18 protein-coding genes are annotated in these 15,965 nt (G+C 59.9%); all 18 read right to left on the bottom strand.

Annotated elements, in window-relative coordinates; genetic code table 11:
• Positions 1 to 76 precede the first annotated feature (76 nt).
• The gene (locus ACM5SV_RS23585) at positions 77 to 916 is read right to left on the bottom strand and encodes a WecB/TagA/CpsF family glycosyltransferase (protein WP_012756086.1); all 840 of its coding nucleotides are present in this window, start codon (positions 914 to 916) and stop codon (positions 77 to 79) included.
• Between the two features lie 289 nt (positions 917 to 1,205).
• On the bottom strand, positions 1,206 to 1,745 hold the full coding sequence (locus tag ACM5SV_RS23580; protein ID WP_012756085.1) for a hypothetical protein: 540 nt from the start codon (positions 1,743 to 1,745) through the stop codon (positions 1,206 to 1,208).
• Entirely contained in the window at positions 1,745 to 2,110 is a 366-nt protein-coding gene (locus ACM5SV_RS23575) for a hypothetical protein (protein WP_012756084.1), read from the bottom strand. Before ACM5SV_RS23575 ends, ACM5SV_RS23580 begins: the two co-directional genes overlap by 1 nt.
• A 124-nt stretch (positions 2,111 to 2,234) precedes the next feature.
• Positions 2,235 to 2,798: a rod-binding protein gene (locus ACM5SV_RS23570; RefSeq protein ID WP_221968056.1), complete on the bottom strand. Its 564-nt coding sequence runs from the start codon at positions 2,796 to 2,798 to the stop codon at positions 2,235 to 2,237.
• Positions 2,799 to 2,830: 32 nt separating this feature from the next.
• The gene (locus tag ACM5SV_RS23565) at positions 2,831 to 3,244 is read right to left on the bottom strand and encodes a hypothetical protein (protein WP_017992949.1); all 414 of its coding nucleotides are present in this window, start codon (positions 3,242 to 3,244) and stop codon (positions 2,831 to 2,833) included.
• A gap of 7 nt (positions 3,245 to 3,251) precedes the next feature.
• Complete coding sequence (fliR, locus tag ACM5SV_RS23560; RefSeq protein ID WP_012756081.1) at positions 3,252 to 4,004, bottom strand: flagellar biosynthetic protein FliR; 753 nt, start codon at positions 4,002 to 4,004, stop codon at positions 3,252 to 3,254.
• Positions 4,001 to 6,088 carry a flagellar biosynthesis protein FlhA gene (flhA, locus tag ACM5SV_RS23555; RefSeq protein WP_012756080.1) on the bottom strand — a complete coding sequence of 696 codons (2,088 nt, stop codon included), beginning with the start codon at positions 6,086 to 6,088 and terminating at the stop codon, positions 4,001 to 4,003. Before flhA ends, fliR begins: the two co-directional genes overlap by 4 nt.
• Positions 6,089 to 6,178: 90 nt before the next feature.
• Positions 6,179 to 6,445, bottom strand: coding sequence for a flagellar biosynthesis protein FliQ (fliQ, locus tag ACM5SV_RS23550; protein WP_009992823.1), 267 nt, complete (start codon positions 6,443 to 6,445; stop codon positions 6,179 to 6,181).
• Positions 6,446 to 6,544: 99 nt separating this feature from the next.
• The gene (flgD, locus tag ACM5SV_RS23545) at positions 6,545 to 6,979 is read right to left on the bottom strand and encodes a flagellar hook assembly protein FlgD (protein ID WP_012756079.1); all 435 of its coding nucleotides are present in this window, start codon (positions 6,977 to 6,979) and stop codon (positions 6,545 to 6,547) included.
• A complete protein-coding gene (gene flbT / locus ACM5SV_RS23540) occupies positions 6,970 to 7,419 on the bottom strand; it encodes a flagellar biosynthesis repressor FlbT (RefSeq protein ID WP_012756078.1) in 450 nt (149 codons plus the stop codon). Before flbT ends, flgD begins: the two co-directional genes overlap by 10 nt.
• Positions 7,416 to 7,763, bottom strand: a complete 348-nt coding sequence (gene flaF, locus ACM5SV_RS23535) for a flagellar biosynthesis regulator FlaF (RefSeq protein ID WP_003556569.1) — start codon at positions 7,761 to 7,763, stop codon at positions 7,416 to 7,418. The genes flbT and flaF overlap by 4 nt, the downstream gene beginning before the upstream one ends.
• 34 nt (positions 7,764 to 7,797) lie before the next feature.
• Positions 7,798 to 8,850, bottom strand: a complete 1,053-nt coding sequence (locus tag ACM5SV_RS23530) for a flagellar hook-associated family protein (RefSeq protein ID WP_012756077.1) — start codon at positions 8,848 to 8,850, stop codon at positions 7,798 to 7,800.
• A gap of 3 nt (positions 8,851 to 8,853) precedes the next feature.
• Positions 8,854 to 10,341: a flagellar hook-associated protein FlgK gene (flgK, locus tag ACM5SV_RS23525; protein ID WP_222016302.1), complete on the bottom strand. Its 1,488-nt coding sequence runs from the start codon at positions 10,339 to 10,341 to the stop codon at positions 8,854 to 8,856.
• A 19-nt stretch (positions 10,342 to 10,360) separates the two neighbouring features.
• Positions 10,361 to 11,659: a flagellar hook protein FlgE gene (locus tag ACM5SV_RS23520; protein ID WP_012756075.1), complete on the bottom strand. Its 1,299-nt coding sequence runs from the start codon at positions 11,657 to 11,659 to the stop codon at positions 10,361 to 10,363.
• Between the two features lie 122 nt (positions 11,660 to 11,781).
• On the bottom strand, positions 11,782 to 12,453 hold the full coding sequence (gene rem, locus ACM5SV_RS23515; RefSeq protein WP_003545558.1) for a transcriptional activator Rem: 672 nt from the start codon (positions 12,451 to 12,453) through the stop codon (positions 11,782 to 11,784).
• 280 nt (positions 12,454 to 12,733) lie between these two features.
• Positions 12,734 to 13,291 carry a transglycosylase SLT domain-containing protein gene (locus ACM5SV_RS23510; RefSeq protein WP_222016347.1) on the bottom strand — a complete coding sequence of 186 codons (558 nt, stop codon included), beginning with the start codon at positions 13,289 to 13,291 and terminating at the stop codon, positions 12,734 to 12,736.
• The gene (locus tag ACM5SV_RS23505; protein WP_221963693.1) at positions 13,239 to 14,672 is read right to left on the bottom strand and encodes a flagellar hook-length control protein FliK; all 1,434 of its coding nucleotides are present in this window, start codon (positions 14,670 to 14,672) and stop codon (positions 13,239 to 13,241) included. Before ACM5SV_RS23505 ends, ACM5SV_RS23510 begins: the two co-directional genes overlap by 53 nt.
• Positions 14,669 to 15,964 carry a chemotaxis protein MotC gene (gene motC / locus ACM5SV_RS23500; RefSeq protein WP_222016304.1) on the bottom strand — a complete coding sequence of 432 codons (1,296 nt, stop codon included), beginning with the start codon at positions 15,962 to 15,964 and terminating at the stop codon, positions 14,669 to 14,671. Before motC ends, ACM5SV_RS23505 begins: the two co-directional genes overlap by 4 nt.
• Position 15,965: the final 1 nt, after the last annotated feature.

Below are 15,965 nucleotides of genomic sequence, written 5' to 3'. Positions count from 1 at the left end.
TGGCAAAGAAATGGTTAACCGCAGCGGGCAAAAATTGCTAAGCCGCGCGTCTTGTTAGACGCGCGGCGCTATAAGGTCAGCTCGCCTTCTTATGATCCGACCGCGGCTGCAGCGCGCTGCCGTGCTCTTCCGGATGGCTGAGGATCCTTTCGCGCCGGCGGAAGCGGTAGCGCAGGACATGGAAGAGAAACACCGGGATGCCGATGATGTAACGGCGCCAGAGGCGCGTCGGCTCCTGCAGCAGGCGATAGGCCCATTCCAGGCGCATCATCCGCACCGTCCTCGGCGCGCGTGGGACGGCGCCGGAGACAAAGTCGAAGAGAGCGCCCACCGTCAGCACCAGGCGTGCATGATCGGCGCGAATATGATCGTGAACCCATTTTTCCTGCAGCGGCGTCCCCATACCGACGATCAGGATATCGACCTTCTGGCGCTCGAGTTCCTCGATGACATCTGTGGGATCGACCTTGTCGAAGTAACCGTCGGAAACGACGACGAATTCGTGCCAGGGCGTGTGCCTGCGGAAATTTTCCGCCGCTGCCTCGACGACCGAACGCTCACCGCCGATGAGGCCGATGCGGCGCGGGGCCTCCATGAAGGTGAGGAAGGCCGGCACGAAATCGGTGCCGTTCAGATTGGCGGGAAACGGCGAACCATGGGCGATCTGCGATGCGATGTTGAGGCCGATACCATCAGGCAGCACCAGATTGTGCGACATGATCCGGTAATATTCGTCGTCGCGCAGCGCGGTCAGCATGTTGTGGGCGTTGACGAAGCAAACCACGGTCTGGCCGACGGGAATAGAGGCCAGCTCGTTGATGAAAACGAGGGCATCGTCCCAGCCGAGATCGCAGACCGGCAGATCGAAGATCGTCCGCCGCGATGCGAGCACCGCGAAGTTTGCAATCAGATTCATTCCTACCTCCTGCCGAGGGTGCTGCATGCGCCCGACATCCCGGAAAACAAGCCTATATTTCCGCACCGGAGGTCTCGAAAGGACCGGTCGCGTCCCGCCGGGACGGCGTCGCTCCGATCTCGGATAAGCGGCGCATGCCAAGCTGTGACACCTGATATAACAGGACGGTTTCAAACAACCCTTAGGAAAATTCCTTGAATTTCCATGCTCGTATAAGTGGATTATTAACCACGCGCCAACGACAAACGGCGCCCTCGGGCGCCGTTTGTCGTCGATGATCAAATGATGTTTAGTGGGCCGCTGGGGCCGGTGCTTCGGCGGCCGGTGCGGTCTCGACGATCTTGACGGGTTTGCCCACCTTCTTCGGCTGACCGGCGGAGCTTTCCTTGACCTCTTCCTTGGAGAGATAATCGAGCTGCTCCAGCATCACGTCGGCGACGTATTCGCCGCCGAGGCGCTCGTTCATGCCCTTCTTGATCTCCTCGCGGAAGGCCTTCGGATCGAAGGATTTGATGTGGGCGATATCGACCATCTTGTTGCCGACGAGCAAACTGAAAAGCTCGTCCGTCGTCATCTCGCTCAGCGGCAACGTCACGCCTTTCAACATGTCCTTGTTCATCATGAACGAAACGCGGCCGAGGAAGTAACCGGTGATCGCACCGTTGCCAATGATCGGCACCGTGATCGTTTCGCCCTTCACCAGTTCAAGAGCGCTCTGCTTGGAATCCGTTGCTGCGGGCGCCGGCGCGGTCGCCAGGTACACCGAGAAATAGACCGATGCCAAGGTGATGGCGCAAACCCAGACACCGGTGAGGACGAGCTTGATCATCAGTTTCCACGCGCGGCGAATTGTTCCTGGGAATAGGTGCCGTCGGCATCGGCGTCCTGAACCGCGTTCTTCAGGAGGTCGGCGACGGCGCGAACCGCTTCGAGATGCGCCTCGACGCGACGGGCATTGAGAACCAGTTTCTTCTTCAGACCGTGCAGCTGATCGAGATGGGCAGCGGCAAGCTCGGCCGGATCGGTGTCGCGGAAAAGCGTCGACAGCTCGTAGAGGCAGCGGCTCTTATGCGCATTGGAGACCTTGAGATCGAACTGCGGATCGTTGCCGATCCGGGTGTTCTCATTATCGATGATCATTTCGAGGCGTCCGAGAACGGATTTGATCCTGTATTCGTTCGAAACTATTTCCATTGTACCCTCGGTTATGCGTCGCTTAGAGCATGATGCCGAAAAGTGTGCGCGGTTTTCGGACGGCATCACGCTCTAACTCTTTAATTGAGAACAGGATTCAGATTTTGGGCCAACGGGCCTAAAATCATCCTGTTCTGTCGGTCTTGGCTTCGGCGGTCGGCGTGCCAAAGGTCTTGCGCTGGAAGTCGTCGATCATGCTGAGCGCGGTGTTGCGGTCATCGTCGTCGGTGGAGGCATTGACGATCTTGCCTTCCTGCCGGCGCAACTGCTCGCTGTACATCTGCTTGGCGATGCCGATGCCGTCTCCCTTGGCCATGACGTTGCCGAGCTGTTCGGCCATCATGCCTTTCCAGATATCGCCGGTCGCACCCTTGCCGTAGACGTCTTCGCTTTCGCTCGGCAGCATGGACTTGACGAAATTCTGCAGTACCATGGCCTCGAACTTCCGGTAGCTTTCCGGAGCTTCCTCGGCCTTGGTGCGGTTCTGAATGTTGTTGAGGCCACTCTTCTGGCCGACTTGATCGAGAACGTCGACCGTATTGGAGAAGCCCTTGCCATTCTCGGCGAGGCTCGTTGCGGCAAAGGCCGCGCGATTTGCCTTCAACTTTTCCTGGGCTGCCTGAAGCTCCATGGGGTCGGCAGCTTTGACAACGTCCAGGACCAGATCACTGGGGGGCGAAATAGCCACGTTACAATCCTCTGAATTTAAGATCGTAATGACTATGGTTTTTGAAGCTTGCTGGAGGCTGGCGTTGCGAATTGCTGATCGATGACATCGTAGACGGCGTTGTCATCTGCCTCGCGGCGCTCGGCCTCGAGGGCTTCCTGCATGCCCTCTTCGAGGCGGTCGCCCTTGGCGCGCTCGCGCGTCAGCCGCATCTCGTGGATCTGCTGCATGCCGGTCAGCTGCTGGTCCTTGATGGTGAGCCTGCCGAATCGGTCGGCGTAATTTTGCGAGAAGGCGTGGTGGACGGGGTCCATCGAGCCGAGCGCGAGGATGACGTCGTCCATCGCCACATTGACCTCGACACGCTGGCGGCTGGTTTCGGCCAGGTCGTTCTCGGCCATTCTTTCGATATGCCGCTGCACCGAGAGCAGCCGCTTGAGCTTCTGGGAGCGCTTCTTTTCGATCATATCAGCCTCATCGCCCGATATAGATCGAGCCGAAGGACTGGCCGAACTGGCTGACCATCGCCGCAATCGAGAAATAGATCAGGAAGAGCCCGCCCATCAGCAGATAGGGCGTGGAGATGAAGTAGACCGGGATCTGCGGCGCCAGCTTGTTGATGAAACCGATCGAGACGTTGAAGATCAGGCCGTAGATCAAAAACGGGCTCGACAGCCGCAGCATGATGTAGGTGGTCTGCTCCAGCGTGTCGGTAAAGGAGATCAGCGTCGCGCGCATCTGCATCAAGCCGCCGAAGGGCATGGTCGTGTAGGAATCGATCAGCGCGCGGAAGACGATGTGATGGAAATCCATAATGAAGAGAATCATCATGCCGGCAAAGGTAATGAAGCCGGAAAGGCTGGTCTCCGGCGTGTCTTCGAGGATGTCGGCGGAACCCGGCTGGGTGTAGCCGACCATCATGGCGATGATCGTCGCGGCGAACTGCATGCCGAGCGTGTAGATCCTCGCCAGCATGCCATACATCACGCCGATCAGCGATTCGCTGAAGATCAGGCCGATATAGGTTCCGGCACCGGTGTGAACGGCCGGATAGACGGTATCCCAGAGCAACGGCATGACGGCGATCGACAGCGCCCCCGCAATGAAGACGCGCAGCTGATCGGGCACGCGCGCCGAGGAAAAACCCGGAAGAGCCAGCACACAGCCACCGATCCGGCAGAAAACCAGAAACAGCGCGAGAACGGTCCCTTGCGGGTCTGTTATCATGAAATAGAGCCCAAAATCTTTATCTCGATGCCCTTGGCCAGTTCGACATGCGACAGGACCGGGAGCGTGGCGAACAGCCTCTCGATGATCATGCGCACATAGGAGCGTGTTTCCGGCGACGTGACAAGTGCGAATGGCAGGCCGCGATCCATGAACTCACGGATAACTTTGGTGGCCTGCTCGCTGAACTCCTCCAGGCTGCGCGGATCGATGTCGAATTCGATCACCTCGCCCTTGGCGTCGCGCTTCAGCGCCTGGTGGAAAGCGAGATCCCATTTGCTGCCCAGCCGCAGCACGCGCAGCACGCCGTTGTCGGCCAAGTCGCCGCAAAGCTGCTGGGCCATGCGGATGCGGACATGCTCGACAATCTGCTCGGTCTTCCTGACATGCGGGGCGAGTTCGGCCACCGCTTCGAGAATGAGATGCAGGTTGCGGATCGAGACGCGTTCGGCAAGCAGCAGCTTGAGCACCGCCTGCAGGCCGGAATAGGACATGTGCGACGAGCAGATCTCGTCGGCGAGCTTCTTGTATTCTGGGTCGAGCCGATCGATCAGCACCTTAACGTCCTTGTAGGACAGAAGCTGCGGCAGGTTGTTGCGGATCACCTCGCTCATATGGGTCAACACGACGGAGACGTTGTCGATCGGCTGGAAGCCCTCGCGTTTCAGATCGTCGGCGAAGTTTTCGAGGATCGAGACGGCAGGCATGCCGAAAGCGGGTTCGCGGATTTCGTCGCCGGGAATGCTCGGCCGGCGGCCGGCGCCGGTCACGACGAGGACTTCGCCGACGCGCAGTAGGTTGGAGGCGACCGTCGTGCCGTGGATACGGATCTGGTAGGACTTCTCGGCGATGGCGATATCGTCGGTGACCTTGATCTCGGGCACGACGAAGCCGTATTGCGTGGCGAACTTCTTGCGCATCTTGCCGACGCGGAAGGCCAGCTCCTGGTGGGCGCCGAGCAGGCGCGTCGAGACCATCTTGCCGAGTGCGAGCTCGATTTCGGAGGTGCGCAGCACTGCCTTGACCGAATCCTTTTCCAGTTCCTTGCTCTGGACGACCTTTTTTTCTTCCTGCTCGCGGCGAAGCATGTTCTCTGCCTCGACCTGACGTGGGATGAACCAGGCGCCGAAGGCCAGAAGACCGCCGAGGGATACGAAGGGGACGAACGGCAGGCCCGGCATCAGGGCCAGGATGAACATCAGCACCGCCGAGACGGAAAGCGCACGGGGATAACCGCTCAGCTGATTGACGACCGCCTGGTCGGTGGAGCCGGTGGTGCCGCCGCGCGAGACGAGAAGGCCGGCCGCGAGCGAGACGATGAGAGCCGGCATCTGTGCGACGAGGCCGTCGCCGACGGAGAGCTTGACGAAAACGTCGGCCGCTTCGCCGATCGGCATGCCGTGGCGGAAATAGCCGATGATGATGCCGCCGAAGATGTTGATGCAGGTGATGATCAGGCCGGCGACGGCATCGCCGCGCACGAATTTCGACGCACCGTCCATCGCCCCGAAGAAGGAGCTTTCCTCCTCGAGCTCCTTGCGCCGGCGCTGGGCTTCCCTCTCGTCGATAATGCCGGCCGATAGATCGGCGTCGATCGACATCTGCTTGCCGGGGATGGCATCCAGGGTGAAACGCGCGCCGACTTCGGCGATACGCGTAGCACCCTTGGTGATGACGATGAAGTTGATGGTGATGAGGATCAGGAAGACGATCAGACCAATGACGAAGTCACCGGACATCACCAGGCTTGCGAAACCGGCGATGACGCCGCCTGCCGCATCGTGGCCCTCATGGCCATGCGAAAGAATGACGCGGGTCGTCGCGATGTTCAACGCCAGCCGCGTCATCGTCGCGATCAGAAGAATGGTCGGAAAAGACGAGAAATCGAGCGGTTTCTGGATCCACAACGCGACCATCAGGATCAGCACCGAGAGGGCGATCGAGAAGGCCAGTCCCATGTCGATCAGGAATGGCGGGATCGGCAGGAAGAGGATGCAGATGATAACGATGATGCCGAGGGCAAAACCGACATCGCGCAGGTTCGGGGCGACTTTCGGAAGGGGGAGTGCAGGTGGTTGCGCCATGACGATTCCGTCTCTTCATGAGAGGAGGCGGACATGCGGTCCGCCCAATTCGGATCGAGAGTTAAATGGCGAAGCTTGCGCGAAGGTGGCTCAGAAACCGGACTGGATGCGCGAGAAGACCAGATTGGTGAAAATCGAGATCTGCGAGCCGACGAACGGCGCGGTGACACCGACCGTGATCAGCACCGCGACGATCTTCGGCACGAAGGTCAGTGTCGCTTCCTGCACCTGGGTCAGCGCCTGGATCAAGGCAATGACGAGACCTACCACCATCGCGGCGATGACGGCGGGACCGGCAGCAATCAACACGGTCCAGATCGCCGCCTGGAACAGATCCAATGCATCAGCTTCATTCATCCGAAGGCAACCTCATATCGCCTTGAAGCAGCCCCGCCGTGGCCGGACCGCCATTGATTGGTATCACCCGAGCTATGCGGCGCACCGGCGCCGTGGGTATCAGGTATCGGTCGACGTCGTCGGCGCCTTGTCGGCAACGGTGATTCCCGCCTGCACGAGTATATTACCGCCATCCGTGGTCGTCGCAATGATTCCGTCGGAATAAACCTTGACGGATTCGATGGTGCCTTTGACGGTGCCGTCGGCGCTTTCCATGTATTTGCCGACGTAGCTGCTGGCCTGGGTGAGGCTCGAACTGGCGAGCAGCGTGTCCAGCTTGGTGTTGGTCTGGATCGTCTGCTCGACCTGCGAGAAGCTCGCCAGCTGCGACATCTGTTCGCTGGCGTCGACCGGATCGGTCGGATCCTGGTTCTTCATCTGCGCGATGAGCAGTTGAAGGAAATTGTCGTAGTTCAGCGTCGCCTTCTGCTGGGCCGTGTTCGTCGTACTCGTCGAACTCGTGTTGGCCACGCTTGATGTTGCATCTACCGCCATGGTGCAATCTCCCTGCGAATCTGCTCGACCATCGTCGGCGGCATTTCGTGGTTGTTGAGGATATTGTCTTCGATCGCGTAGAGGCCGCGGATCGCCTTGAGTGCATCGAAGGCGCGACCAGTCGAGACGAGCGCATCGATGCGCTTCAGTTCGGCGAGGATCTCTTCGTTCTTGAAGCAGGTGAGCAGCATGGTGATCGACTTGCGGAACAACGCCGTCGAGTGGTCCTTGCCCTCTGGATTGATGAGGATCATCTGCGCGATGAAATAGAGCTGACGCAGCGGCGTCGTGGCGCCCTCCGGTTGGAGGACGTGGTTTTCGAGAAGGAACGTCACATCATTCAGGAATTCCAGCGCGACCTTGCGGTCGACGCGCAGGACGGCGCCGTTGATGAAGATTCTTTCTCCGGCTTTCAGAGAAATGCGAAGTGTACTTTTCATTTAAGTCCATCCCTGATGATGGTGGTAACGTCGATGATGCCCTGGTAGTTATTAGACTGACGTTTTCTGATCCTGTCGCATTCCTTCAATATCCAGATCGCGATCGAGATGAGGTTGGCCCTGAGCCCGATCTCCAGCTGGTTGTCGGGATGTTTGAGATCCTCGATGAAGCTGATCCAGACCCGGCGTGTATAAAACAGGGCTTCAATGGCTTCCCGGCCGTATTTTTCCTTTTCGCGCGCCGCCGCCAGCAAGTCTATGGACCGGTCAAGAACCTGCCATTCCCGCTCTTTCGCGTCGGCTACCGAGTCCTGCATGACTTCGGCATATGAGAACTGATACATTCATGCATCCTTCTTTATTGCGCGCCTTTGCTCATCAAAGGTAGTTTACAAGACTCAACTGCTGGATCTTCGAGACGATCGTGTAAGCGGTTTCAAGCTGCGTTTCCAAAGTCTTGACGAGGGTCGAGGCTTCATAGGGATCGACGCCCTGGAGGTCGACGAGCTTGTTCTTGATGATGTTGGACTGGGCGTCGAGGGCGTCGTTGGACTTCTTGACGCGCTCCTGGGAAAGGCCGAGCTGGCTTGCCTGGGTCACGAGGCCGCTGGTCGCCTTGGTCGTATAGCTGATCGCCTGTTTGGACACCGTGCTCATCGCATCGCTGCTGAGGCCCTGGCCCAACAGCGCCGAGGTCATCACCGAGGCGAGCGCGAAGTAACGCATGCCCTCGGAATTGGCATTGGTCGAGGATTCGATCACCTCGGAGTTGCTGATGCGGCTCGTCATGTTCTGGCTCGATGCCTGCGACCAGCCGGTCGTCGGGTCGGTCCAGGCGGCCTGGCTGAACATCGGCTCTACCTTCGTGGTGATGAAGGTGCTCATTTCGGCGCCGGTGAGAGCACTGACCGCCTTCGGCGGCACGAGAGCGGCGGCGTAAGTATTCAACTCCGTGACGATGGCGGCACTGGTCGCGGTCGTCTTGTCGGTCAGCGGCTGCACATCGGTGTTGATGCCCGAGAACAGATATTCGCCGTTTACCATGGTATTGGCCGTGTCCATCATTGTGGACAGGGCGCTGGTCGCCGACTGGATGGCGACGGTGATGCTGCCGGGATCATGGCTGCCCTGGAGCGCCGTCAGCTTCGAAACGAGGCCGTCGCCGACATCCTTCATCTTGGAAAGGCCGAGCTGCGAGGATTCCATGCGCGCGGTGACAAGCGAATTGCTTGATTTGATCGAGTCTATCCTGTCGACCTCGCGGCTGAAGTCCACGCTCCTGGCGGCGTTGCCGCCGAGCGAGACACCGATATCCGCATAGACTCCCGTCGTCGCTTCCATCGTCGCCTTCGTCATCTGGTTCTGCGCCTGACGGATCGTCAACCGCATCGCATTCTGAATGGCCGAACTTGAAATAAATGAGCTCTTCATGGCTTAACTCGCAATATCCAGCAATGACTTCAACATTTCGTCAACGGCGTTCAAGATCTTGGTCGCCGCCTTGTAGGACTGCTCTATGTCGAGGAGCAGCGTCAGCTCCTCGTCGAGGTTGACGCCCGTCTCGTTGGAATAGGCTTCGTCAGAGCGTGACAGCGCCGCCGAGGTGTTTTCCGCTGCCGTCGTGGCATTGCTACGGTACTGTTCGAGCCAGCCGAGGGAATTTGTGGCGAATTCCATGATGCTGACGTTTGAATCGATGCCTGTCGTGGCGTCGAACCCGACAGGCGTCCCCGCCGCTGGATCGAAATCGATGTCGGAGCCCAATGCGGTATAGAGACGATCGAGTTCCGTCGTATAACCGCTGGCGCCTGACGTGTTCAGGACGAGGCCGGTGGCGTTGACGCCGCCATCGCGCAAGCGCATCGGATCGCCGCCTTGCGAGGTGATGACGCGGCTGCTGACTGTGATGGTCGCCGCCATGCCGGCAACCGCGGTGGCGCCGGTATCGACCGTGCCGCCGCTCCAGGTGAAGAGGCCGGGCACATAGGCCGGGCCGGCCACCGTGTTCTGCTCCTTGAAGAGCGAGACCAGGCCGCGGGCGACTTCGTCGAGCTGCTTCTGGAAATTCGGGGCGATCTCGTCGCGGACCTGGAGGAGAGACTGAAGGCTTCCCTGCCCCGTCGTCGTCGATCCGCTGCCCCGTGGAAGTGCCACACCGTCAACATAGACCGAATTGCCGGTGATGGTCGCGGTATAGACATCCTGAGACTTGAACGTCACCTTGCGCGGGATCGTCTCGAAGAGGATCGTCCCGTCAGAGGTGCTCAGCACCATGTCGTTATTGTCGCGCGTCGTCGTGTTGACACCGACGATCTGCGAAATCTGCTTGAGAGCCTTCTCACGCTCGTCGAGCGCGCCGGATGCATCCGCACCCGAGGCCGTGGCGGTCTTCACCGCGTTGTTGGCCTTCTCGAAGTCGTTGAGAAGCGTATTCAGTTTATCGACGTCGGTGGCGATCTGCTTGTCGGCGGTGGCGCGGACGTTCTGAACGGATTGCGAGGCATTGTTCAGCGAGTTGGCGACGTCCTGCGCGGCGGTGATGGCGCCCTGAGCAGCGACGGTGCTGCCCGGCGTCGTGCGGAAGGCCTGAAGCTTCTGCTGGAAAACACCGAGATAGGTGGATGGCGACGTTTCGTAGTCGTTGCCACCCACGATCGACTTGAGGTCCTCGAGACCGCCGAGCAATGCCTGCTGGGCACTGTCCTGAGAGGATGTCTTCAGGTATTGGCGCAGCAGCGCCTCTTCCTGCGCCCGATCGATCTTGACGACCTGTGCGCCATTCAAGGACGTGGTGAGCATCGCCTGCCGGCGCACGTAATCTTTGTTGCCCGCATTCGAGATATTGTTCGATACGACACTGCTCTGAGTGCCCGTATTGTTGAATATGTTCTGCGCGGTATTAAGTGCGGATGTGAGCGACATGGCTTACCCGGTACCTTGCTTATCTCTTGAGGTTGACGAGAACGTCCATAATGTCGGAACCCGTCTGGAACACCTTGGAATTGGCGGTATAGCTGCGCTGCGATTCGATCATCTCGGTCAGCTCGCCGGCGAGGTCGACGTTCGAACCTTCGAGAGCGCCTGATTTGATCGTGCCGAGACCGTTGGTCTGCGGGAAGCCGGTGACGGTGACGCCCGACTGGCCGTTGGCGCTGTAGACGTTGCCGCTCATCAGCGTCAGCTTGTCCGGGCTGGCGACATTGGCCAGCGGAATGCGATAGAGCGGCTTGGTGCTGCCGTCTTCGTATTTCGCGTAGACGATGCCGTCGCCATCAACCGTGACGTCCTTGACCGGGGTCGCTGCCTGACCGTTCGGCGTGCCGGTGCCGGAGAAGTCGGCACCGAGCTGTGTGAAGGCGGAGAAGTCCATGGCAATCGTCTGACCAGTCACTGGGTCGACGATGTTAACGGCGCCGCCCGCGGTCAACTTGCCGTTGGCGTCGAAGCTGAGCGTTCCGGTGCCGACAGAGGCGGTGCTGTAGGGGAAGGAGGTCGTGCCGCCCACCGCAGCATCGGCGTTGCGGAACATCGACACTTCCCAGGTGGCAGCCGTAGCGGGCGTTGCCGGCGGCGGCGTAACAACTGTTTTTTTCGTGAAGTAGAAGTCGTACATCACCTTGTTGCCGAGACGGTCATAGGCGACCATCGAGACCTTCTTGGTGTCGGTCGTCGTCGTGGCGAGGTTGGCGCTCGGCAGCGTCGCGGGAGCGACCGGAGCGATCTTGGCATTGGAGTCGAGGTTGCCCTTGAAGATACCTGAGGTCGAGGCGATGGCGGTCAACCCATCCTGGTTGACGTTGACGGGAACGAGGCCATCGAAGCCGTTGACGACGACAGCAGGAGAGCCGGAGTCGTAGGAATAGCCCATCAGCATGAAGCCGGCGGCGTTGACGAGATTGCCTTCGTCGTCCTTGGTGAAGTCGCCAGCGCGGGTCAGAACCGGGGTGCCGTCAGGACCCTGGACGATGAAGAAGCCGTCGCCTGAGATTGCAAGGTCGGTGCTCGACGTGGTGTAGGAAATATCGCCCTGGTCGGAGACGGCTTGGCGGACGGAGGTCTGAACGCCGCCGGAATTGTAGTTGCCGCCCGAGGAGGGCAGAACCAGCGACGAGAAGCTCGTCGACACGGCCTTGTAACCGGTCGTGTTAACGTTGGCGATGTTGTCGGCGACGGTGCTGAGGCGGTTGGCCTGCGCGTTCATCCCCGATACTGCCGTCTTCATGCTGCCGAAAATGCTCATCTGAAAACCTCGCTTTACCTGTTATGCACGAGAGTATTTGTCGGGCCTTGCGTGAAGCTGTCTGTCATGCGAGCTGCGAGGCCGGATATGCGGTTCAGCCAGGCGCCGCCCGGCGGAGAAAATCAGGCCCAATCGATGCAGTAACCAAGGAAGCGCTTGGAATCGACCGGATCGACGCCGAGCTTTTTGCGCAGCTTCTTGCGCAGCTTCGAGATGTGGCTTTCGACGACGTTCTCCTCGACCTCTTCATCGAAGATGCCGTAGATGGCGTTGAAGATCTGGGTCTTGGTGACGCGGCGACCGCGATTGGCGATCAAATATTCGAGGATGCGGCGCTCGCGCCGGGGAAGTGCGAAGACTTCACCGTTGATCTCGGGGTCACGGCCATCCGAGAAGACGCGAATCCCGCCGATCTCGGTATAGTTGGTGATCGCCTTCAGCCGGCGCCGAATCGCAGCCGCCCTTGCGAGGATTTCGCGGGGATGCACCGGTTTGCGCACCACGTCGTCGACGCCGCAATCGAACAGCGCAAGGGTGTTTTCGAGCGAGTGCTGATCGCTGACCGCAATCACCGGCGCCATCGACCGATCCCGGATCGCCCGGGGCAGTTCGAAGTTGCGCTGGCCTTGACCGATCAAGAAGGCCTCGACTGCAGCTATATCGGAATCGGCGGCGGTTTGTACCCACTCGCCGAATTCCGCTGGATCAAAGCCGGTGGAGGGAATGCCCTCACGACCGAACAGAGATGTGTATCCATCTTTCACGAGCTCACGCTCATCAACCACTACGATCATTCGTCCGCCTCCGAATCAGTGTGGCACTTCGATGATCTATGGGTACGAATCGCACGAATCGGCGACAACTCGTTAAAGTTAATGGCAGAAACTAATAATTGATTAAGATCTGGGTAGCGATTTGATCTATATCTAGTGGGTAGCCCTAAATATGCCCACCAAAATTTCGTGGAAAAGTTAACAGTCGGTTAAATATGACTTGCGCGGGGGATTCACGCCGGATTCCCGCCACATTGTGACACAGTTTCGTCACAATACGCCTCTTCTATCTTTGGTTGAATCAATTTCGGCAAAAGTTACTCGCATTGAGAGTCCATTTGCCGTAACCCGTGGCGACGAGATTGGAGATGACGCGGCAGACATATTGCTTCTGTGCCGGATTATTGTTCGGTCCGGCATGGTATCTGGCTACCGCCATCGTCCATGTCTCGTGACGGTCATGCAGATTGCGGAGGAATTTTGCCGCATACTCGACGTTGCGATGCGGGTCGAACATCTCCTCGGCGGACCGGAAATTCTCGCCGTGAAAGTAATGGTTGATCTGCATGCAGCCGATGTCGATGAGCTTGGCGCCGCTGTTGCGGGCGACATCGAACTGTCGCATCGCGTCCTGCTCCGAGGGCGGAAAGATCGCCTTGCCTTCGACGTTCATGGCATAGGGATAGAGCGAGCCCTTGCGGCCGGTTTCCGTCAGACCGACCGAATAGAGGATCCCTTCCGGGATGCCGTATTTGGCCGCTGCCGACTGGATCTCGCGTTCGCAGGCGCCGGTGGAGGCTGATGCCTCAGAGGTAAACGCCGCCAGTACCACTGCTGCCGCCAGCACGAGCGTCTTCAATACCAGTCTCGCCTGCGCCATTGAAGCCTCCGTCCGTCCGCTGTGCCGTCTGATTGTGGCGCTCGCGCGCCTCGCCGCCCTGCCCCTGCTGGGGGGGCGACTGCTGCTGGGAGGCCTGGCCCTGGTTGCCGGCGTCGGAACGCTCGACCGGCGCCATGCTGATGGTGACGTTTTCGACCGCGTAACCCTGGCTGCGCAGAGCTTCGAGAATCTTGCCGTGATCTTCCTTCATCTGACGATAGGCCGCCCCGGTTTCGACCTTGAGGTCGACGTTCAGGGCGTCGCCGGACAGGCGCATGGTCGCCGTCACCAGACCGAGATCGAGCGGGTTCATCTGGATCTTCAACGTATTGACCACCCTGCCGGTGCTCGTCCATTCCGCCGCGTTGGAGAGCGCCGAGCTCGGCTCCATGGCGCGCGCCCATTCGGAATCGCCGGAGAGAGCGGCGGTAACGGCAGCGGAATTCGAATTCTGCATCAGGCCGATATAGCGGCGCGATTCGAGCACCGAAACGTTTTCGACATCGGCCTTCTTCGAGCCATCTTTCGGACCGACCTGATCGGTGCCGATGTGGACATCCATCGAGACGCCGCGGCCATCGGCGCGGCTGATCCTGAATGTCTTGCCATCGGCGGCTTCGGCAGCCTCCGATCCGGGAACCTTGATATTATCCGCCTTGCCGCTCTCGACGTTGCCGCTGACGGCGGCAAGAGCGTCGGACGCATGGCCGCCCGCCTTGGCTTCGATACCATCGAGTTTTCTGTCGGCAGCTCCAGCCTCGTCGACGTTTGCAGAGACGTGATGCGCGGTGGCCGCCGGCAAAGTCACGGTCCCGTCGGCGGGCTCCTGCTTCAGCAGACCCAGAACATCGGAAATGCCGCCGTCATCATCGTCGCTGGCCTTATCCGTATCGGTTTCCAGCGCGTCGGCCTTGGTGTGTTTGCCGCCCTTGGCTGCCGGAGCGACCCCGTTTGCGGAACTGTCCTTCGGATCGAGCTTGCCGAGGGCGAGATCGGTCGGCATTTTGATCTCGGCCTTTACCGGCTTTGCCGCGGCCTTGTCAGCACTGACGATCGTTTCCGGCTGCGCCTCCGCCTGTGCCTTCAGCGCGGCGTCGCTAAGATCGATCAACGGCTTTGCGCCGTTGCGGCCGCGGATCGACTGCGCCGCTTTCTCGGCGCTGCCATCGGCTGCCACGCCCTGATTCGGCTGCGCATCGTCGGCATCGTCATTGGCAGCACTGCCGCTTGCCTTGGCCAGCGCGTCGGAGAAGCCGTTCTTTTGGCCGGCGGCATCGTCTTTTCCGGCCGGTCGCGCAGATTTCGCAGTCGCGGCGGACTCCGCACCGGGGGCTCCGCCCGAGACGCTCATATCCATCATTGTTCGTTGCCTTCCTGCGCCAGAAGACCGTCGATCTCGTCGAGCTTGGATCGATTGGTCGTCACAAATGCGTTGAATGAGGGGTCGGTATCCTGGCTTTGGCCAGTCGATGCCACACCTCCCGGAACAGGCTCGGGAAGCGCGCCTGGCGCTCCCGGTTGCGTGGCTATAGCCGCAGCCTTTTCAGAAGTGATTTCTTGATGGTCAGTGTTAGGATCCGAGGCTTGCGTCAGGCTTGCCGGGTCGGGAGCGCGCAGGATCTGGTCGGCGACGGACCGCGCGGCCTCCTGCAGCGCCTGATCCCGCGGCGAAAGCGCGTTGCCGTCGATGCCGCTGACATTCTTCGCCGCCTGATCGATATCCTCCGTAGGAAGGCCGGCCATGCCGCCATAGAAATCTGCAAGCGAACCGAATGGATTGTCGGTGCCGGCGCCAAGCGACTGCACGCGACCGACCGCCATGCGCGCCAGCTCCGGCTTGCCTGATATCGCGGCAGCGCGGGCGATGCGCAGATAGACCTCGCGTTGGCGCGGGGCGTCCATGAAGGACAGGATGTCGATGACATCCTGCGGTTTCACGTCGTGATCGTGGCCGACGACGAGCGTGACGAAAAGATCGGCGAACTGGCTGGCATAGGGCGAATGCAGGAAGCGTCTGACATAGCGCTGCGAATAGGCCATTCCCTTGTCGAGCATTCCCTTGTCGACGCAGATGGCGACGGAGCGGCGCAACGCCGCCTCCTCGACGATCGTACCCGGAGCGGCAAGACGCGCCTGGTCGTAGAGATCCAGCGCGTCTGTCGGTTTCGTCGCGATCAATACGTTGCCGCCGATCAGGGCAAGGTAGGGGCCGATCTTCTTGTCGCGATATTCTCTGGCCGTCTCCTCCAGTGTCTTGGCGACGAGCAGCCCCTTGCCGCTCAGATATTTGCGCAGCACATCGGTGACGCGGTTGTCGAAATAGCCGTTGACGTCATGGGCGATCAGATATTCGAGTGTCTGGGGATTGCCGCCGCTCATCGCGTAGATCAGCGCTGCGTCGACGTTGCGGTCGTCGTCGAATGTCGAAGGATCGACAGTGCGCAGCCGCTCGTCGATCGTGCCCAGCATGAAGCGTTGCATCTCGCCGGCCGAATGATCGCCGCTGACGACGGAATCCTGCACGAATTGCAACGATCGCAGCATCTTGTACGGCGCGAGATCGTCCGGATCCTGCGCGTTGCCTCCGGCCGGCGAAAGCAGCGCCAGGCCGAGGGCCACAAATCCGACGTAACGGTGCTGCCGACGCGCCATT

This window comes from Rhizobium sp. CRRU65, from assembly GCF_048551595.1.
GTDB lineage: Bacteria > Pseudomonadota > Alphaproteobacteria > Rhizobiales > Rhizobiaceae > Rhizobium > Rhizobium leguminosarum_J.
The sequence above is the reverse complement of the archived record's forward strand: the minus strand, read 5'-3'. Positions and strand labels throughout refer to the sequence as shown.

Coding starts and splice junctions, on each gene's coding strand:
- ACM5SV_RS23585 (WP_012756086.1), bottom strand. CDS start 916: ATGAATCTGATTGCAAACTTCGCGGTGCTCGCATCGCGGCGGACGATC.
- ACM5SV_RS23580 (WP_012756085.1), bottom strand. CDS start 1,745: ATGATCAAGCTCGTCCTCACCGGTGTCTGGGTTTGCGCCATCACCTTG.
- ACM5SV_RS23575 (WP_012756084.1), bottom strand. CDS start 2,110: ATGGAAATAGTTTCGAACGAATACAGGATCAAATCCGTTCTCGGACGC.
- ACM5SV_RS23565 (WP_017992949.1), bottom strand. CDS start 3,244: ATGATCGAAAAGAAGCGCTCCCAGAAGCTCAAGCGGCTGCTCTCGGTG.
- fliR (WP_012756081.1), bottom strand. CDS start 4,004: ATGATAACAGACCCGCAAGGGACCGTTCTCGCGCTGTTTCTGGTTTTC.
- flhA (WP_012756080.1), bottom strand. CDS start 6,088: ATGGCGCAACCACCTGCACTCCCCCTTCCGAAAGTCGCCCCGAACCTG.
- fliQ (WP_009992823.1), bottom strand. CDS start 6,445: ATGAATGAAGCTGATGCATTGGATCTGTTCCAGGCGGCGATCTGGACC.
- flgD (WP_012756079.1), bottom strand. CDS start 6,979: ATGGCGGTAGATGCAACATCAAGCGTGGCCAACACGAGTTCGACGAGT.
- flbT (WP_012756078.1), bottom strand. CDS start 7,419: ATGAAAAGTACACTTCGCATTTCTCTGAAAGCCGGAGAAAGAATCTTC.
- flaF (WP_003556569.1), bottom strand. CDS start 7,763: ATGTATCAGTTCTCATATGCCGAAGTCATGCAGGACTCGGTAGCCGAC.
- ACM5SV_RS23530 (WP_012756077.1), bottom strand. CDS start 8,850: ATGAAGAGCTCATTTATTTCAAGTTCGGCCATTCAGAATGCGATGCGG.
- flgK (WP_222016302.1), bottom strand. CDS start 10,341: ATGTCGCTCACATCCGCACTTAATACCGCGCAGAACATATTCAACAAT.
- ACM5SV_RS23520 (WP_012756075.1), bottom strand. CDS start 11,659: ATGAGCATTTTCGGCAGCATGAAGACGGCAGTATCGGGGATGAACGCG.
- rem (WP_003545558.1), bottom strand. CDS start 12,453: ATGATCGTAGTGGTTGATGAGCGTGAGCTCGTGAAAGATGGATACACA.
- ACM5SV_RS23505 (WP_221963693.1), bottom strand. CDS start 14,672: ATGATGGATATGAGCGTCTCGGGCGGAGCCCCCGGTGCGGAGTCCGCC.
- motC (WP_222016304.1), bottom strand. CDS start 15,964: ATGGCGCGTCGGCAGCACCGTTACGTCGGATTTGTGGCCCTCGGCCTG.